The sequence below is a fragment of the Streptomyces sp. YPW6 genome, assembly GCF_018866325.1.
Lineage (GTDB): Bacteria > Actinomycetota > Actinomycetes > Streptomycetales > Streptomycetaceae > Streptomyces.
Map to the genome: position 1 here is coordinate 2,602,792 of NZ_CP076457.1, position 15,525 is coordinate 2,618,316.

Consider the following 15,525-nt stretch of genomic DNA (forward strand, 5'->3'; position numbering starts at 1 on the left):
GGCCGACAGCCTCGACGTCTCACCGCCTACCGTGCACGAGCTCGTTAGCCGTCGGTGCCGTGCACGGCAGTAGCGTCAGTGGGCAGCGGAGCCGGGCTCAGCTCTTCACCAAGCGTCGCGGCCGTGGGGAGAGGGCTGTACTCCTCGGTCCCCACATGCTTCAGCTTCGAGTCATCGAACGACGCGACTCCTGACCGATCCGGCCTCAGCTCTTCACCAAGCATCGCGGCCGTGGGGAGAGGGTTTTTCTCCTCGGTCCCCACATGCTTCAGCTTCGAGGGATCGAACGACGCGACTTCTGACCGATCCGGCATCAGCTCTTCACCAAGCGTCGCGGGCGTGGGGAGAGGGCTCTTCTCCTCAGTCTCCACATGCTTCAGCTTCGAGGGATCGAACGACGCGACTTCTGACCGATCCGGCATCAGCTCTTCACCAAGCATCGCGGCCGTGGGGAGAGGGTTTTTCTCCTCAGTCTCCACATGCTTCAGCTTCGAGTGATCGAACGACGCGACTTCCGACCGATCCTCGGTGGGGCCATCTGAATTGGGCGTGGTCTCGGACATGGGTGCTCCTTACTGGCCGGCTCGTTGCCGACGCGCCTGGATCTTCCCATGACGGACCGCCAGCACACCATCACTCTTGATGGATCGGGGGGGTAATCACCCCATACCCCGCAACCCACCGAGCTATTTGAGCGATCAGGGACGTCCTGCGCCATCGCACGGCCGGTAACGAAAAGACGGCTGGTGACGAAGCACTAAATGGGGTCCGACCGGAATGCGGTCGGACCCCGTTTGGTACCGAGCCCTCACGTCCGAGGGTTCAGAAACAGGCTCTCAACTTGTCATTTATGGTCCGGCGTCGAACGCGGCTCGAACTTGATCGGCGTTTTCGCAGTTCAGCGGACACGTAGGCGGCCTTCGTCTGATCCTGTGCTCCGTCACAGAGTGGATCAGCACGAAGGCCGTGGTCGTGAGTTTGGTGCATCAGGGCGTCCTGCGGGATGCGTTCGCGGAAGTGTCACACTTCCGGTCGGAGCTGTACTCGTGTCTGACCGCGCGGGGCGACGCGTTGTTCGAGTTGTGCGACGCGCTGCTGTGCACGGACGGGCCGGTACGGACGTTGGTCGATCTCGCGCTTGCGCCGGAACACCGCCGTGGTCATGGAGCTCTGTACGGGGGGCTCAACCAGGGGCGGATCGATGTCGCCCGGCTGCGTCGTGCCCTGGCCGGGGTGCTGTTGCCGAGGGCGGCGGACGGTCGGCTCGTGCTGGCGGTAGATGTCTCGCCGTGGCTGCGGCCGGACGCCAACACGTGTGCTGACCGGGCCTTTTGCCACACCTTCGGGCGGGGTGAGGGCAAGCATCAGATGGTGCCCGGCTGGCCGTACTCGGTCGTGGCCGCGCTGGAGAGTGGCCGCACGTCCTGGACTGCGGTGCTGGACGCGGTCCGCCTTCAGCCCGGCGCCGACGTCGCCGCGGTGACCACCGTGCAGATCCGCGAAGTCGTCGAGCGGCTGGTCGCCGCCGGTCAGTGGAAGCCGGGTGATCCGGAGGTCCTGGTCGTGCTGGACGCGGGATACGACGCTCCGCGCATCGCCCACCTGCTGGACGACCTGCCCGTCGAGATCCTCGGCCGGCTCCGGTCCGATCGCGTGATGCGGCGTCCGACGCCCTCCCGCGAAGAGTTCCACCTGGCCAACCCCAAAGGCGGCCGGCCGCCCAAGCACGGCGGAGAGTTCGTCTTCGGCGACCCCGCAACCTGGGGCGCCGAGCAGGCCCTGACGGTCACGGACACCCGGCTCTACGGGAAGGCGACCGCGCAGGCGTGGCACCGACTGCACCCGCGGCTGACCCGCCGGGCCGCGTGGCTCGACCACGACGGCCCGCTGCCCCTCATCGAGGGCACCGTCGTCCGGCTGGTCGTGGAGAAGCTGCCCAGCGGCGGGGTCAACAAGCCGGTCTGGCTGTGGTGGTCGCGCACCGGTGCCACCGAGGCGGACGTCGACCGCTGCTGGCAGTCCTTCCTCCGCCGCTTCGACATCGAGCACACATTCCGCCTGTTCAAGCAGACACTCGGCTGGACCAAGCCCCGGCTCCGCAGCTCGGAAGCGGCCGACCGGTGGACCTGGCTGATGATCGCCGCCTACACCCAGCTCCGGCTCGCGCGCCCGCTGGCCACCGACCTCCGCAGGCCCTGGGAGAAGCCGGTCGAGCCGAACAAACTGACACCCGCCCGCGTCCGCAGAGGGTTCAGGAACCTGCACGCGAAGACCGGCTCTCCGGCCGGTGCACCGAAACCGTCCCGGCCCGGCCCGGGAAGGCCGCCCGGCTCGAAGAACCGCCGGCCCGCCACCCGGCACGACGTGGGCAGAGTCCTCGCCACCGGCGAGGCGCACAGCCGACCCGCCCACCACAAGGTGGGGACGAAACCCCGGCGAACTGGATAAATGACAAGCTCAACGACCCGCACGCCCAGCCGTAACGCCCACCGGCCCAGCCGATTCGCCATGATCAGCGGGACGCTCGCCACCTTCACGGAGACCTGGCACTCACGCCGCCAGCAGCACTCCGCCCATCGGGCCCGCCGGACCGGCCGTCCCGGCCGGCCGGCCCCCGCCCACCGTCCCCAGCGACCGGGGCCGGCTCCGGGTCCGGGCCGCCGTGAGGCTGACCAGCCGCTCCCCCGCCAGCGCCAGGACGTCGGCGAGGCTCAGGCCGAGTGCCCGTGCCGCGGCGGCCAGCACCTCCGAGGAGGCCTCCTTGCGGCCGCGCTCCACCTCGGAGAGGTACGCCATGGAGATCCGGGACGCTTCGGACACGTCCTTCAGCGTCCTTCCCTGCGCCCGGCGCTCACGGCGCAGCACCTCACCGACGAGGTCGCGCCAGAGCGGCTCCGGGGGCAGGGCCGGGGGTGCCGGGTCGGCCGCCGCCGGGAGCGGGCGCAGGGGGATCACGTCGGCCTGGTTCGTCGCTCGGATGGTCACCGCCCCAGCCTAGGAGCGCGGCGCACTCGCGGCACGGGGTCGGCGTTGCGCTCCGGGCGGATCTGCTGTCGGCGAAGTTCCGTGCCGGACGGCCGTGTTCGAGGAAATGGCGGTCGGTGACGGGGCGGTTCGGTGACGGGCCGATTCTGCGACGGGCCGATTGGGACGGGGCGGTTCGGTGACGCGGGCGCCCGGGAGGCGTCGGCGCCTCCCGGGCCTGCATCACCGCGGCCCGTACGTACCCGGTCTGTGCCCCGGCCCGCATCCCCGGGGCCCGCACCTTCCCGGTCTGCTCCCCGGCCCGCATCCCCGAAGCCCGCACCTCCCCGGTCTGCGCCCTCGGCCCGCATCCCCGCGCCCGCACCTCCCCGGCGCGTCCCCCGGCCCGCATCACAGCGGTGTCCGTCAGATCAGCCCCTGCGCCAGCATCGCGTCCGCGACCAGCTCGAAGCCCGCGATGTTCGCGCCGGCCACGTAGTTGCCGGGGCTCCCGTACCGCTCCGCCGTCGTATGGCAGGAGTCGTGGATGTGCCGCATGATCTCGGCGAGGCGCTCCTCGGTGTGGGCGAAGCTCCACGAGTCCCTCGACGCGTTCTGCTGCATCTCCAGCGCGCTCGTCGCGACCCCGCCCGCGTTGGCCGCCTTGCCCGGGGCGAAGGCGACGCCCGCCTCCTGGAGCACCCGGACCGCCTCCGGCGTGGTGGGCATGTTGGCGCCCTCCGCGACCGCCTTGACGCCGTTGCGTACGAGGTCCAGCGCGTCCGCCTCGTGGAGTTCGTTCTGCGTGGCACAGGGCAGGGCCACGTCCACGGGAACCGACCACACGCCCGTACCGGACCCGAACCGGGCGTGGGCACCGCGCCGTTCGGCGTACTCCGCGACCCGGCCCCGGCCGGTCTCCTTGATCTCCTTGAGGAGGGCGAGGTCGATGCCCTTCTCGTCGACGACGAAACCGCCGGAGTCCGAGCAGGTGATGACGGTCGCGCCGAGCTGCTGGGCCTTCTCGATGGCGTAGATGGCCACGTTGCCCGAGCCGGAGACCGCGACGGTCTGGCCCTCCAGCGACTCGCCCCGGCTGCGCAGCATCTCGGCGGTGAACAGGACCGTGCCGTAGCCGGTGGCCTCCGTACGGGCCTGCGCGCCGCCCCAGCCGAGGCCCTTGCCGGTGAGGACGCCGGACTCGTAACGGTTGGTGATCCGCTTGTACTGGCCGAAGAGATAGCCGATCTCCCGGCCGCCGACGCCGATGTCACCGGCGGGCACGTCCGTGTACTCCCCCAGGTGACGGTGGAGTTCGGTCATGAACGACTGGCAGAAGCGCATGATCTCGGCGTCGGACCTGCCCTTGGGGTCGAAGTCCGCGCCGCCCTTGCCGCCGCCGATGGGCATGCCGGTGAGGGCGTTCTTGAAGATCTGCTCGAAGCCGAGGAACTTCACGATGCCGAGATTGACCGAGGGGTGGAAGCGCAGCCCGCCCTTGTAGGGGCCGAGCGAACTGGAGAACTCCACCCGGAAACCGCGGTTGACGTGGATGTCGCCGGAGTCGTCCGACCACGGCACCCGGAAGATCAACTGGCGCTCCGGCTCGCATATGCGCTCGATGATGCGGGCGTCGACGAACTCGGGGCGCTGCGTCAGCACCGGCCCGAGCGTCTCCAGGACCTCGCGGACCGCCTGGTGGAACTCCTGCTCGCCCTGGTTGCGGCGCAGGATCTCGGCGTAGAGCGGCTCGATGACGCGGGCCGCGGCGTCCTGCGTACGGGCGGAGTCGGGCGAGTCGGGGATGACCGGCATCTGATCAAGACCTTCCGTGATCGGCTCGTGCGCGTCGGCGTCCCCGTCCCTGGGGACGCCACCGTCCGATTGTCCAACGCCACTCGATGATCTTCGAGGAGCATCCACATACTGGCCATGATCAGGCGTTTCGGTCAGCACCTGGCCCCCGGGCGGACCATCCCCCCGGCCGGAGCCCAGCCCAGCCCAGCCCCAGCCCTGTCCCGTCCCAGCCCTGTCCCGTCCCAACTCGGCCCCGCCGCAGCACTGTCCCGGCCGAGCCCCCGTCACGGCCCCGGCCCCGGCCCTGTCCCGGCCCCGTCGCCGCCCCGCTCCGCACGCGTGGCGAGGCGTCCACGCGCCGGACGTGCGGGTCCGGTGAAAGAACGGACCGCCGCGCTTTGTTACCCGTCAGGAACGAGGACACCTCCCCTGACGATCAGTCATGATGCCCCCATGACCAAGCCACGGGGGCGTCGGACTGGGCTGCCTCCCGACGCGTCACGGGCGTCGCGCGGGGCGCACCGGGCCGGTAAGGGCTCGCCCCGGTCGCGTCCGGCCCCGCCCCCCGCCACCCGTGCGGGCGGCCGCTCCGGCGTACGCCCGCCCGTCCGCCCACCCCGGCCCGGGGCCCGCCGGGCAGCCGCGCCTGCCCCGGGGCACGGGGGACATGCGCCGGTATCTGGCGGTCGGGCTCGACGCCTATCTGTGCCTGCTCACCGTCGGGCTGCTGGTGCGCTCCTGCCTGGAATCCGGCGGGACGGGGCGCGCGATCGCCCTGCCGGTCGTCCAGCTGATCGGGCTGTCGTTCGTCAACCAGGTGCTGCTGACCATGGCCGTCCGGGCGAGCGCCGGAAAGCTGATCATGGGGGTCCGGGTGATCCGGCTGCCCGACGCGGGCCGGCCGGGCTTCCGCAGGCTGGTGCTGCGCTGGCTGTACGGGCTCCTCTGGCTGCCGCTCCAGCCCTGGCGCCGGTTCCTGCGCGACCCGGCGGCGGTCTGGGGCCCCGAGCGCCCCGTGGGCCGCCCCGTCGAGCCGTACGCGGATCTCGCGGGGGTGCGCCAGGTGCGGCGCCGCGACCTGCGGTCCTACCGGGCGGCGGTACGGGGAGGGGCGCACGGGCCGGTCCTACGCGGTGACTGACGTGTGCGGGGCGACCGCGCCTTCGCGGCGGCAGTGGCAGCCCTATCCGGCCGTCCGGTCCCGCGCCGCCCGCATCGCGGCCGCCGTGGCCGACGCGTCGTACTCCGCGCCGACGCCGGGAACGATCACCACGTCGCCGTCGAGGTGCCGGGTGCGCAGCGGCAGGATCTCCTGGTAGGCGGGGGACGCGTACCAGGCGCGGGCCTCCGCCGCCCCGGGAAAGGCGACGACGACCACCGCGCCCGGCCAGGCGCCCTCCACCACGTCCACCTCGCCGCCGTGCACGAGGAAGTGCCCTCCGTAGGGCTCCATGGTGGCCTGGATCCGCTCGATGTAGCTCAGCACCTCGTCCTCGACGGGGCCGTCGGCGGGGCGCAGGTGGGCGATGGCGTACGCGGTCATGATCCGGTCCTCCGTCAGGGTTCGGGGTGCTCCTCGTGACACCCACGATGCTGCCGGGCGGGGCGGTGCGGGTCGATTACCCCGGAGGTCATGCCCCGGCGTGGACGGGCCCGGACGCGCCGAAGGCGGCGGCCCCGGGACTGCGGGGCCGCCGCCTTCGGGCGGGGACGGGGGTGGTGCGGAGAAGGGGACCGGCGTACCGGGGCGGATCAGGCCTGGGAACCGGCCGTCCACTCCGCCCAGCTCATGTTCCAGCCGTTGAGACCGTTGTCCGGGGTGATCGTCTTGTCCGGGGAGTTCTTCACGATGACCACGTCGCCGACGAGCGAGTTGTCGTAGAACCAGGCGCCGGGGGCGTTGGGGTCGTTCGCGCCCTTCACGTCGGCGAGGCCCACGCAGCCGTGGCTGGTGTTGGCGTTGCCGAAGATGCCCTTGCCCCAGTAGTTGCCGTGGATGAAGGTGCCCGACGTGGACAGGCGCATGGCGTGCGGCACGTCCTTGATGTCGTACTCGCCCTTGCCGTCGTCATCGGTGAAGCCGACGGTGGCGCCGTTCATCCGGGTCTCCTTGTGCTTCTCGGAGATCACCATCTGACCGTTGTACGTGGGGTTGTCGGGAGAGCCCGCGGAGATCGGGATCGTCTTGATCGTCTTGCCGTCGCGGGTGACCGTCATCTGCTTGGTCTTCGCGTCGACGGTGGAGACCTGGTTGCGGCCGATCTTGAAGGTGACGGTCTTCTGCTGGACACCGAAGACGCCGTCCGCGCCCTCGACGCCGTCGAGCGCCAGCTTCAGGGTGACGGTGGAGCCGCCCTGCCAGTAGTCCTGCGGGCGGAAGTCCAGGCGCTGGCCGTTGAACCAGTGGCCGACGACCTCCTGGCCGCTGCTGGAGCTCACGGTGATGCCGTCCTGGACGGCCTTCTTGTCCGTGATCTCCTTGTTGAAGTTGATCGAGACGGGCATCCCGACGCCGACCGTGGAGCCGTCCTCGGGGGTGAAGTTCCCGATGAAGCTGTTGTCGGGCGAGACGGTGGTGAAGGAGCTGTTCTCGTGGGCCTCGCGGCCCTTCGAGTCGGCCGCCGTGGCGTCGATCTTGTACCTGGTGGAACGCTCCAGCTGGCCCGCGGGCTTCCAGCTGGAGCCGTCGGCGGCCAGCGTGCCCTCGACCGGGGTGCCGTCCGCCGCCGTCATGACGACCTTGGTCAGCTTGCCCTTGGCCACGGTGATCTGCGCCGCGTTGTTGATGCTGGCGTTGGTCGCGCCGTTCTCGGGCTTGATCGCTATCTGGGCCTCGGACGTCTCCGCCGCCGCGGCCTCGTCCACCTGCTGCTGCGACGACTCCGAACTACCGGCGTTCGTCTTTCCGCCCTTGTCGCCGTCGTCGGTACAGGCCGAAAGCACCAGAACGCCGCCGAGCAGTGCGGACACGGCCACCAGGCCCCTGCGCCGCTTGCTGTCCGTCATCACACGCTTCTCCATCGTCGCCGATTTCCCCAACATCCCCGGACGGGACCGCCAGGCGGCATTACCCGTCAATGTTCCAAGAACACCCGGAATGGTCGCTCCGTTCCACATCCACGACGGATGTGGGGAACACCACTCATCGACGCCGTGCCGGCGGCCGTGGTTCCCGTGGCCGGGCCCCGGTTTCCTCCGCCGCACGGCGCGGCCCCGGTCCGCGGATGAGCGGGGCCGGGGCCGGTGTTCTCACACGTCACACCCGCTGCGCGGGGTCACCGTCCTCGCCGTCGTTCCTCCCATTGTGCGCGACCGTGTCGCCGTACCCCTCCTCGTCGTCCCCGTCCTGCGGCAGGAAGAGGCCCTCCTCGCCGCCGTCCACGTCGTCCCAGTCCTCCGCTTCGGGGTCGTACTCGATGGACTCGCTGCTCCAGGAAGCCTGGGCGAGCTCGACCCCGGGCACCTCGCTGACCAGGTCGAAGGGGTCGACCAGCGAGGCGAGCGCCTCTGCTCCGTCTGCCCGGACCGTGGCCTCGGCATGCATCCGCTCCTCGGCGGTCTCGCTCCCGCCGACGCCGGCGACGGGCTCCCCGTACTCGGCGGCGATCGATTCGAGGGCGGTTCCGGTCAGGGCGTCGAGGTCGGTGACCTCCAGCACCATCTCCACGCGAAGGCGAACAAACCTGGATGTCTCATCTGTGCTCATGGCCGGAGCGTAAAGCCCGGCGGGGCCACGACTTTCCACCGACCCGCTGCTTTGCTTAGCATCGGCCCACGGGGCTAACTCACGGTTGTCGCAAGGGGATCGAATCTGTGTCCGTCGCTCGTCGCACACTGCTGACCGCCACCGCCGCAGGCACGCTGCTGGCCGCTCTCTGGTTCGTCCCGTCGGCCAACGCGACCGTGGAGAACGCCGAGCAGCGGGGCGTTCCGGCGGCCGCGTCCGACCGCACCGCCGGCCAGGCCGACGACGCCTCCGGAGCCCGCCTCGCCGACACCGGTCCAGGCCTGGACACCACTCCGTACCTCATCGGCGGCACCGCCCTGCTGGGCATCGGCGCGGGCTTCGTGACGTACTCGGTGCGCCGCTCCGCGGCGGGTGCGGGCCCCAGCGGCGCCGGCGCCGGGACGCGCCCGGCGTTCTGATCCGGCGCCCGCCCCCCGGTGCCGCACCACCGGCACCCGCCCCGCGCCGCTCACCCGGTACGGACCTGGCGAAGGGGCCCCGCTCCCCCCGGCGCGGGGCCCCTTCGCCGTACGCGTACGGAACCGGCTCAGGCCAGCGGCCCGGTCACCTGCTCCACCGCCGCGACCAGGCGCCCTTCCCGTACGAACGCGTCGGCGGCGGCCAGGTCCGGCGCGAGGAAGCGGTCCGGCCCCGGGCCCTCCGCTCCGGCGGCGCGCAGCGCGGCCACGGCGGCCTGCGAGGCGGGGGCGGGAACGAGTCCCTGGGCGGCGCGCAGTTCGACGGCGCGGGTCGCCGCGTACAGCTCGACGGCGACGATCCGGGCCAGGTTGTCCACGGCGGTACGGAGCTTGCGCGCGGCGGACCAGCCCATGGAGACGTGGTCCTCCTGCATCGCGGAGGACGGGATGGAGTCGGCGGACGCGGGGACCGCGAGCCGCTTCATCTCGCTGACCAGGGCGGCCTGAGTGTACTGGGCGATCATCAGCCCCGAGTCGACCCCGGCGTCGTCCGCGAGGAACGGCGGCAGGCCGTGGGAGCGGTTCTTGTCGAGCAGCCGGTCGGTACGGCGTTCGCAGATGGAGCCGAGGTCGGCGGCGACGATCGCGAGGAAGTCCAGGACGTACGCGACGGGTGCGCCGTGGAAGTTGCCGTTGGACTCGACCCGTCCGTCGGGGAGGACCACCGGGTTGTCGACGGAGGAGGCCAGTTCGCGGCCCGCGACGACGTCGGCGTGGTCGAGGGTGTCGCGGCCCGCTCCGTTGACCTGAGGGGCGCAGCGCACCGAGTACGCGTCCTGGACCCGGGGGGCGTCGCCCGTGACGTCGGCGTGCCGCCCCGTCAGCCCTGAACCCGCCAGCACCCGCAGCATGTTGTCCGCGCTGACGCCCTGACCGGGGTGCGGGCGGATGGCGTGCAGCTCGGGGGCGAGGACCTTGTCCGTGCCGAGCAGTGCCTCCAGGGAGAGGGCGGCGGTGATGTCGGCGGAGGTGTAGAGATTCTTCAGGTCCGCGAGGGCCATGACCAGCATGCCGAGCATGCCGTCGGTGCCGTTGAGGAGGGCCAGCCCCTCCTTCTCGGCCAGCTCCACCGGGGCGATGCCGTGTGCGGCGAGCAGCTCGCCGGCCGGGCGGACCGTGCCGTCGGGGCCCTCCGCCTCGCCCTCGCCCATCAGGGTGAGCGCGCAGTGCGAGAGGGGCGCGAGGTCGCCGGAGCAGCCGAGCGAGCCGTATTCGTGGACGACGGGCGTGATGCCGGCGTTCAGCAGGTCCGCCATCGTCTGCGCGACCTCGGGGCGTACGCCGGTGTGGCCGGAGGCGACCGTCTTGAGCCGGAGGAACATCAGCGCGCGGACGACCTCGCGTTCGACGCGCGGACCCATGCCCGCCGCGTGCGAGCGGACGATGTTGCGCTGGAGCTGCGCCCGCAGCTCGTGGCCGATGTGGCGACTGGCGAGGGCGCCGAAGCCGGTGGAGACGCCGTAGACCGGCTCGGGCTTGGCCGCGAGCGCGTCCACGATGAGGCGGGCGGCGGCGAGCGCGTCCACGGCGGTGGCGGAGAGCTCGACCCGGGCGCCGTGGCGGGCCACGGCGACGACGTCCTCGGCGGTGGTTCCGGACGTCCCCACCACGACTGTGTGCATATCCATATTCAGCAGCGTACGGACTGAAACCCTTCATGTCACTAGCGCTGCCGCACCGGGCCCCTTACGGACGCCGGCCGAGGCGTCATGCGGCGCCGGCCGGGCTCACGGCCGGTTGCCGCGGAGCCTGCGCCGGTCGTGCGGGGACTTCGGCGGGGAGTCCGCGAGCCGGATGACGTCACCGTCCCGCCCGGCCACCACCGGCCCTCGGGAACGGGCGGCCTTGGCCCGGTACTGGGCGGCGTCCGCGAGCCGGAACAGCCGCCGCGCCGAGTGCACCGGCCCGATCGGGTCGCCCGTCGACGCGACCCCGCAGGCGACCCCGTCGCCCAGCTCGATCGCCGCCGCCCGGTCGCAGAGCTCGGTGGCGACCGCGACCACCGCGTCGGCCGGGGGGCCCGCCGCGAGCAGGCAGAACTCATCACCGCCGAGCCGGGCCGCGAGCGCCTCCGGCAGCATCGCCCCGCACAGCGACAGCACGGAGCCGAAACGTTCCAGCAGACGATCGCCGACGGCGTGGCCGTGGGTGTCGTTCACCGCCTTGAGGCCGTTCAGGTCGCAGACGACGAGGCTGACGACCGTGTCGTCGACGCGGTGCCGCTCGACGGCCTCGTCGAGCTGGATGTCGACCGCGCGGCGGTTGGCGAGGCCGGTCAGCGGATCGGTGAAGGCCAGTTTGCGGACCTCCTCCAGGCGTTCGGTCTGGGCGAGCCCGGAGGCCACGACGGCGGCGAGCACGGTCGCGAAGTCGGCGTCGGCCCGGCCGAAGACGGGCTCCCCGGCCGGCCGCGCCACATACAGCTCGCCCCACGCCCGGCCGTGCAGCACGATCGGCGCGACCACGCAGCAGCCCCGGCCGCGCCGCCGCAGCGCGGCGACCCGCTGATGGCAGTACGGGCGCGCGCCGCGTGCCGGGCCGCCGGCGCCGGGCAGCCCGTCGGCGGTCTCCACCCAGGCGTCGGGCTCGCCGCCGCCGGCCCAGCGCTCGTGCAGGAACTCGGTGATCTCCGGGAACTCGTGGACCGGGTAGGCCTCCTCCTCGGGGAACTCCTCCTCCCCGTCGGCCCGTTGCCCCGCGTTCACCAGCACCCGCAGCCTGCCCCGGTCCCGCTCCCAGACGGAGAGCGCGGCGAAGCTGCCGCCCAACGCCTCGCAGGCGCCCAGCGCCGCCGCCCGCCACGATTCGCGCGGCGTGTAGGCCGCGGCCATGGCCTGCGCCAGCGAAACCACGGCCCGCAGCCGTTCGTCGTCACCACCCATTTCTACAGCCTATGTAGATTTGTCCGCTTTTGATCTATTTGGTGCTTAACGAATTCCCGTCATGTCCCGCAAGGGGATCACCCTGCGTCACGCACGCGCGTCGTCACTCGCCGGGCCAGTCCGGGCGCCGCTTCTCGTTGAACGCGGCCACGCCCTCCGCCCGGTCGCCGGAGAAGGCCACCGAGCGCCAGGCCGCGTCCTCGACCTCCAGGCCCGCCCGCAGATCGAGACCCTGCCCCAGCCGGAGCGCCTTCTTGGCCGCACGCAGCCCGACCGGCGAGTTGGCGGCGATCCGGCCGCCCAGCGCGAGGGCCTCCTCACGGTCCCGGCCCGCCTCGACCAGCTCGTCCACCAGGCCCAGTTCGCGAGCCTCGGCGGCCTCGACGCGGCGGGCGCTGAACACCAGCTCGGCGGCGCGGGCCGCACCCACCCGGCGCGGCAGCAACTGCGTACCGCCACCGCCCGGGATGACGCCCACGGACACCTCGGGCAGCCCGACGAGCGCGGTGGTGTCGGCGACGATCACATCGCAGGCGAGGGCGAGTTCGAAGCCGCCGCCGAGGGCGAAGCCGTGCACGGCGGCGATCACCGGCATCGGCAGCTCCAGGACCCCGGTGTAGGCGGCGCGGGCGGTGGGCCGCTGACGGACGAGGTCGGCGTCGGAGAAGGAGTTGCGCTCCTTGAGGTCCGCGCCCACGCAGAAGGCCCGCTCGTGACTGGAGGTCAGGACGGTGGCCCGGACGTCCCGGTCGGCGCCGAGCGCGTCGCAGGCGGCGGCGATCGAACGGGCCATGTCGGTGGAGACGGCGTTCATGGCCTTGGGGCGGTCGAGGACCAGCTCGGCGACGTGCTCCTGCCCCTCGTGCCGCCGTACGACGACGAACTCCCCGTACCGCTGCTCGGACGTGACGGTCATGGCTGCACCCCTGTCGGTTGACGGCGCTGTCGGTCGACGACAGCCCTGCGACGACGCCCGCTGCCGTTAACGAGCGTTATCCGGCAGGAATCCTAGACACCGGCGGGAATCCTGGACAGGGGAGATCGCCGGACCGGCGGCACGAGCGGAGGCGCGGGCGCGAACGAGCCGGAAACCGGCCCTGCCCCAGCCGGCCCGGAAGTCGGGTCTGCGCCACCGGCCTCAGGATCCCCTCACGCCCCACCGGCCCCAGGAACCTCCTGCGCCCCACCGGGCTCAGGAGCCTCCTGCGCCCCATCGGACTCAGGACCCCGGCCTGCCCCGCCGGGCCAGCAGCCAGGGCTCCACCACGCCGAGCCCGCGCACCGGGCGCTGCCACATCGGCTGGAGGCCGAAGCGGTACGTCGGCAGCGGCGGCTCGTCGTCGGGCTCGCGGCCCTCCTTCTCCGCGAGCCGGGCCCGTTCGGCGGCGGCCGCGACCGCCTCGGCGGCCTGTGCCTCGGACTCGGGGGCGTCGCCGTGGCGGACCAGCTCCTTGGCGAAGGCCCCGTCGACCAGGACGGCGTCCTTCGGAGCTATCGAGGTGAGCCGGCTGGCGAGGTTCACGGTGGTGCCGAAGACGTCGCCCATCCGGGTGGTGACGGTGCCGAACGCGATGCCGACGCGCAGGGCGGGCATCGTCTCGTCCTGGGACATCGCCTCGATCAGCCGGAGTGCTATCTCGGCGGCCGTGCCCGCGTCGTCGGCGGCGAAGAGGACCTCGTCGCCGAGGGTCTTGATGAGCCGGCCGCCGTGCGCGGCGACCAGGTCCGCGGCGGTCGTCTCGAAGGACTCGACCAGCTCGCCGAGCTCCTCCTCCTCCAGGCGCCGGGTCAGCCGGGTGAAGCCGACCAGGTCCGCGAAGCCGACCGCGAGCCGCCGGTCGACCATCTCCTCGTCGTCGGCCGCCTGCACGACCCGCCCGGTGGCGGCCGCCAGCTGGCGGCGCCAGACGTAGACGAGGAACTCCTGGAGCTCCGGGAGGAGCAGCTCGACCAGCGGATAGGTGACCTCGGTGCGGGTCATGCCGGGCTCGGGCGGCTCGGTCAGCCCCTCCAGGAAGGAGTCGATCTGCCATTCGGCCAGCCGGGCGGTGGTCTGTCCGGTGGAGCGGGCGACCTGGATCGCCATCGGCTCGCTGAGCAGCCCCGCCTCGACGAGACCGGCGAGCCGCCGCAGGGCGAGGACGTCGGCCTCGGTGAGGGCCTTGGCCTGGCCGATGTCGGCGAAGCCCATGGCCCGCCAGAACCGGGAGGCCAGGTCCATCGAGACCCCGGCGGTGCGGGCCGCCTGGAACGGCGTGTAGCGCCGGTCGGCCCCCAGGATGAGCGCTTCGAGGCGGATGGCGAGGGGGTCGTCGGTCGGTTCCACCGTGTGGTCGACCTCGTGGTGGGGTGTGGCGTGGACCGAGGAGTCCGCCCCGGGCTCCTCACCCGCGCCGGACGACGTGTCGCCGACGGTCACCAGCCGCCTCCTGCCCGTTCCCTGCGCACTGCCTGCCGATCTGTCGCTGATCGCCCCGACAGCGATCTGTCGCTGGATCGCCTCAACAATACGGCAGGTGTGCTCTGGCTCACGTCCTTGGTCGCCCGTCCCCGGTGCGTCGCGCGTGACATCTCCGGCGCGAGCACTCTCGGCCCGTACGGCCGCCGGGGCGGCCCGGCCGGCCGGAAACCCCTCAGGTCAGGCCGCCCGCCGCGCCGCGCAGGTGGACGATGTCCCCGGCCGACACCGGTTGCCGGAGCCCGTCCTCGGTGGCGAGGACCAGCCGGCCGTCCCCGTCGATCGCGACCGCGTCCCCGACCAGGGAGCTCCCGCCCGGCAGCTCGGCCCGCACCGTCCGCTCGAGCGTCGCGCAGCCCGCCGCGTAGGCGGCCTGGAGGCCGCTCGCGGCCGCGTCGCCACCGGCCGCCTTCCATGCGCCGTACCAGTGCTCCAACGAGCGCAGGACGGCCCGCAGCAGCGTCTCGCGGTCGGTGGAGACCGCCCCGGCGAGGGCGAGCGAGCCCGCGGTGGGGGCGGGCAGCTCGTCGGCGCGCAGGGAGACGTTGATGCCGAGGCCCACCACGATGCCGCCCCCGGCGAACTCGCCGAGGATGCCGCCGGTCTTGCGTTCCTCGCCCGAGGAGCCGTCCCCCGGGCCGACCGGGTCGGGGGTCCGGGGGACCTGGACGAGCAGGTCGTTGGGCCACTTCAGTGACATGTCGACACCGGCGGCCTTGGCGAGACCGGTCGCGGCGGCCACCCCGGCCAGCAGCGGCACCCACCCCCACCGCTCGGGCGGGATGTCGCCGGGCTCCAGGTAGACCGAGAAGAAGAGCCCGGAGCGGGGCGGTGCGGTCCAGGTCCGCTCCAGCCGGCCGCGCCCCGCGGTCTGCTCCTCGGCGATCAGCACCGCGCCCTCGGCCGCCGCCCCGGCACGGGCCCGCTCGGCGAGGTCGGTGTTGGTGGACCCGGTGGACTCCACGACCTCCAGCGACGTCCACAACGTGTCCGGCCGCAGCAGCCCGCGGCGCAGCGCGGTCACGTTGAGAGGCGGCCGGTCGAGGTCCGACCAGCGGTTGTGTGGCGCATCCGGTGGTGTCATGCAACCCAGCCTAGGTGTGGCAAAGGACGCACTGCCTTTCCGGAGACGCGCCGATACCCTACGAGGCAGTAACCGCAGAGCGACGAGACCCGGCAGCACGAGCAGATCCCGTACCGAGCACCGCGCAACAGCCA

At 72.3% G+C, this 15,525-nt stretch carries 14 protein-coding genes; 3 read left to right on the forward strand and 11 right to left on the reverse strand.

Annotated elements, in window-relative coordinates; translation table 11 throughout:
- Nucleotides 1–44 precede the first annotated feature (44 nt).
- On the reverse strand, nucleotides 45–563 hold the full coding sequence (locus KME66_RS11245) for a thymosin beta-4 family protein (RefSeq protein ID WP_216321579.1): 519 nt from the start codon (nucleotides 561–563) through the stop codon (nucleotides 45–47).
- Nucleotides 564–972: 409 nt separating this feature from the next.
- On the opposite strand from KME66_RS11245, the gene KME66_RS11250 reads away from it, so the two are divergent.
- Entirely contained in the window at nucleotides 973–2,448 is a 1,476-nt protein-coding gene (locus KME66_RS11250; protein ID WP_253208300.1) for an NF041680 family putative transposase, read from the forward strand.
- Between the two features lie 102 nt (nucleotides 2,449–2,550).
- On the opposite strand, the gene KME66_RS11255 is transcribed toward KME66_RS11250, so the two are convergent.
- Together KME66_RS11255 and gdhA are read right to left on the reverse strand one after the other, a co-directional pair.
- Nucleotides 2,551–2,985, reverse strand: coding sequence for a RodZ family helix-turn-helix domain-containing protein (locus KME66_RS11255; RefSeq protein ID WP_216321581.1), 435 nt, complete (start codon nucleotides 2,983–2,985; stop codon nucleotides 2,551–2,553).
- A gap of 405 nt (nucleotides 2,986–3,390) precedes the next feature.
- A complete protein-coding gene (gene gdhA / locus KME66_RS11260; protein WP_216321583.1) occupies nucleotides 3,391–4,779 on the reverse strand; it encodes an NADP-specific glutamate dehydrogenase in 1,389 nt (462 codons plus the stop codon).
- Nucleotides 4,780–5,428: 649 nt separating this feature from the next.
- Between gdhA and KME66_RS11265 the strand changes: the two genes are divergently transcribed.
- Nucleotides 5,429–5,902: an RDD family protein gene (locus tag KME66_RS11265; RefSeq protein ID WP_216321585.1), complete on the forward strand. Its 474-nt coding sequence runs from the start codon at nucleotides 5,429–5,431 to the stop codon at nucleotides 5,900–5,902.
- Nucleotides 5,903–5,944: 42 nt separating this feature from the next.
- On the opposite strand, the gene KME66_RS11270 is transcribed toward KME66_RS11265, so the two are convergent.
- From KME66_RS11270 to KME66_RS11280, 3 genes are all read right to left on the reverse strand, one after another.
- Entirely contained in the window at nucleotides 5,945–6,304 is a 360-nt protein-coding gene (locus KME66_RS11270; RefSeq protein WP_073228811.1) for a DUF1330 domain-containing protein, read from the reverse strand.
- A 209-nt stretch (nucleotides 6,305–6,513) separates the two neighbouring features.
- Nucleotides 6,514–7,782: an Ig-like domain-containing protein gene (locus KME66_RS11275; RefSeq protein WP_073228814.1), complete on the reverse strand. Its 1,269-nt coding sequence runs from the start codon at nucleotides 7,780–7,782 to the stop codon at nucleotides 6,514–6,516.
- A gap of 235 nt (nucleotides 7,783–8,017) precedes the next feature.
- Complete coding sequence (locus KME66_RS11280; protein ID WP_216329246.1) at nucleotides 8,018–8,422, reverse strand: hypothetical protein; 405 nt, start codon at nucleotides 8,420–8,422, stop codon at nucleotides 8,018–8,020.
- A 152-nt stretch (nucleotides 8,423–8,574) separates the two neighbouring features.
- Between KME66_RS11280 and KME66_RS11285 the strand changes: the two genes are divergently transcribed.
- Entirely contained in the window at nucleotides 8,575–8,907 is a 333-nt protein-coding gene (locus KME66_RS11285; RefSeq protein ID WP_073228818.1) for a hypothetical protein, read from the forward strand.
- Between the two features lie 128 nt (nucleotides 8,908–9,035).
- Here the strand turns inward: KME66_RS11285 and hutH are convergent, their stop codons facing one another.
- The 5 genes from hutH to KME66_RS11310 all read right to left on the reverse strand — a co-directional run bounded on the left by hutH (nucleotide 9,036) and on the right by KME66_RS11310 (nucleotide 15,391).
- Nucleotides 9,036–10,595 (reverse strand): histidine ammonia-lyase, encoded by a 1,560-nt coding sequence (gene hutH, locus KME66_RS11290; protein WP_073228821.1) that lies wholly within the window; start codon nucleotides 10,593–10,595, stop codon nucleotides 9,036–9,038.
- Between the two features lie 99 nt (nucleotides 10,596–10,694).
- Complete coding sequence (locus KME66_RS11295; RefSeq protein ID WP_216321590.1) at nucleotides 10,695–11,849, reverse strand: diguanylate cyclase; 1,155 nt, start codon at nucleotides 11,847–11,849, stop codon at nucleotides 10,695–10,697.
- A 103-nt stretch (nucleotides 11,850–11,952) separates the two neighbouring features.
- Nucleotides 11,953–12,765: an enoyl-CoA hydratase-related protein gene (locus tag KME66_RS11300; protein ID WP_073228826.1), complete on the reverse strand. Its 813-nt coding sequence runs from the start codon at nucleotides 12,763–12,765 to the stop codon at nucleotides 11,953–11,955.
- 303 nt (nucleotides 12,766–13,068) lie between these two features.
- A complete protein-coding gene (locus KME66_RS11305; RefSeq protein ID WP_073228829.1) occupies nucleotides 13,069–14,268 on the reverse strand; it encodes an adenylate/guanylate cyclase domain-containing protein in 1,200 nt (399 codons plus the stop codon).
- A 214-nt stretch (nucleotides 14,269–14,482) separates the two neighbouring features.
- Nucleotides 14,483–15,391 (reverse strand): biotin--[acetyl-CoA-carboxylase] ligase, encoded by a 909-nt coding sequence (locus KME66_RS11310; protein WP_216321593.1) that lies wholly within the window; start codon nucleotides 15,389–15,391, stop codon nucleotides 14,483–14,485.
- Between the last annotated feature and the right edge of the window lie 134 nt (nucleotides 15,392–15,525).

Coding starts and splice junctions, on each gene's coding strand:
- KME66_RS11245 (WP_216321579.1), bottom strand. CDS start 563: ATGTCCGAGACCACGCCCAATTCAGATGGCCCCACCGAGGATCGGTCG.
- gdhA (WP_216321583.1), bottom strand. CDS start 4,779: ATGCCGGTCATCCCCGACTCGCCCGACTCCGCCCGTACGCAGGACGCC.
- KME66_RS11265 (WP_216321585.1), top strand. CDS start 5,429: ATGCGCCGGTATCTGGCGGTCGGGCTCGACGCCTATCTGTGCCTGCTC.
- KME66_RS11270 (WP_073228811.1), bottom strand. CDS start 6,304: ATGACCGCGTACGCCATCGCCCACCTGCGCCCCGCCGACGGCCCCGTC.
- KME66_RS11275 (WP_073228814.1), bottom strand. CDS start 7,782: ATGGAGAAGCGTGTGATGACGGACAGCAAGCGGCGCAGGGGCCTGGTG.
- KME66_RS11280 (WP_216329246.1), bottom strand. CDS start 8,422: ATGGTGCTGGAGGTCACCGACCTCGACGCCCTGACCGGAACCGCCCTC.
- hutH (WP_073228821.1), bottom strand. CDS start 10,595: ATGGATATGCACACAGTCGTGGTGGGGACGTCCGGAACCACCGCCGAG.
- KME66_RS11295 (WP_216321590.1), bottom strand. CDS start 11,849: ATGGGTGGTGACGACGAACGGCTGCGGGCCGTGGTTTCGCTGGCGCAG.
- KME66_RS11300 (WP_073228826.1), bottom strand. CDS start 12,765: ATGACCGTCACGTCCGAGCAGCGGTACGGGGAGTTCGTCGTCGTACGG.
- KME66_RS11310 (WP_216321593.1), bottom strand. CDS start 15,391: ATGACACCACCGGATGCGCCACACAACCGCTGGTCGGACCTCGACCGG.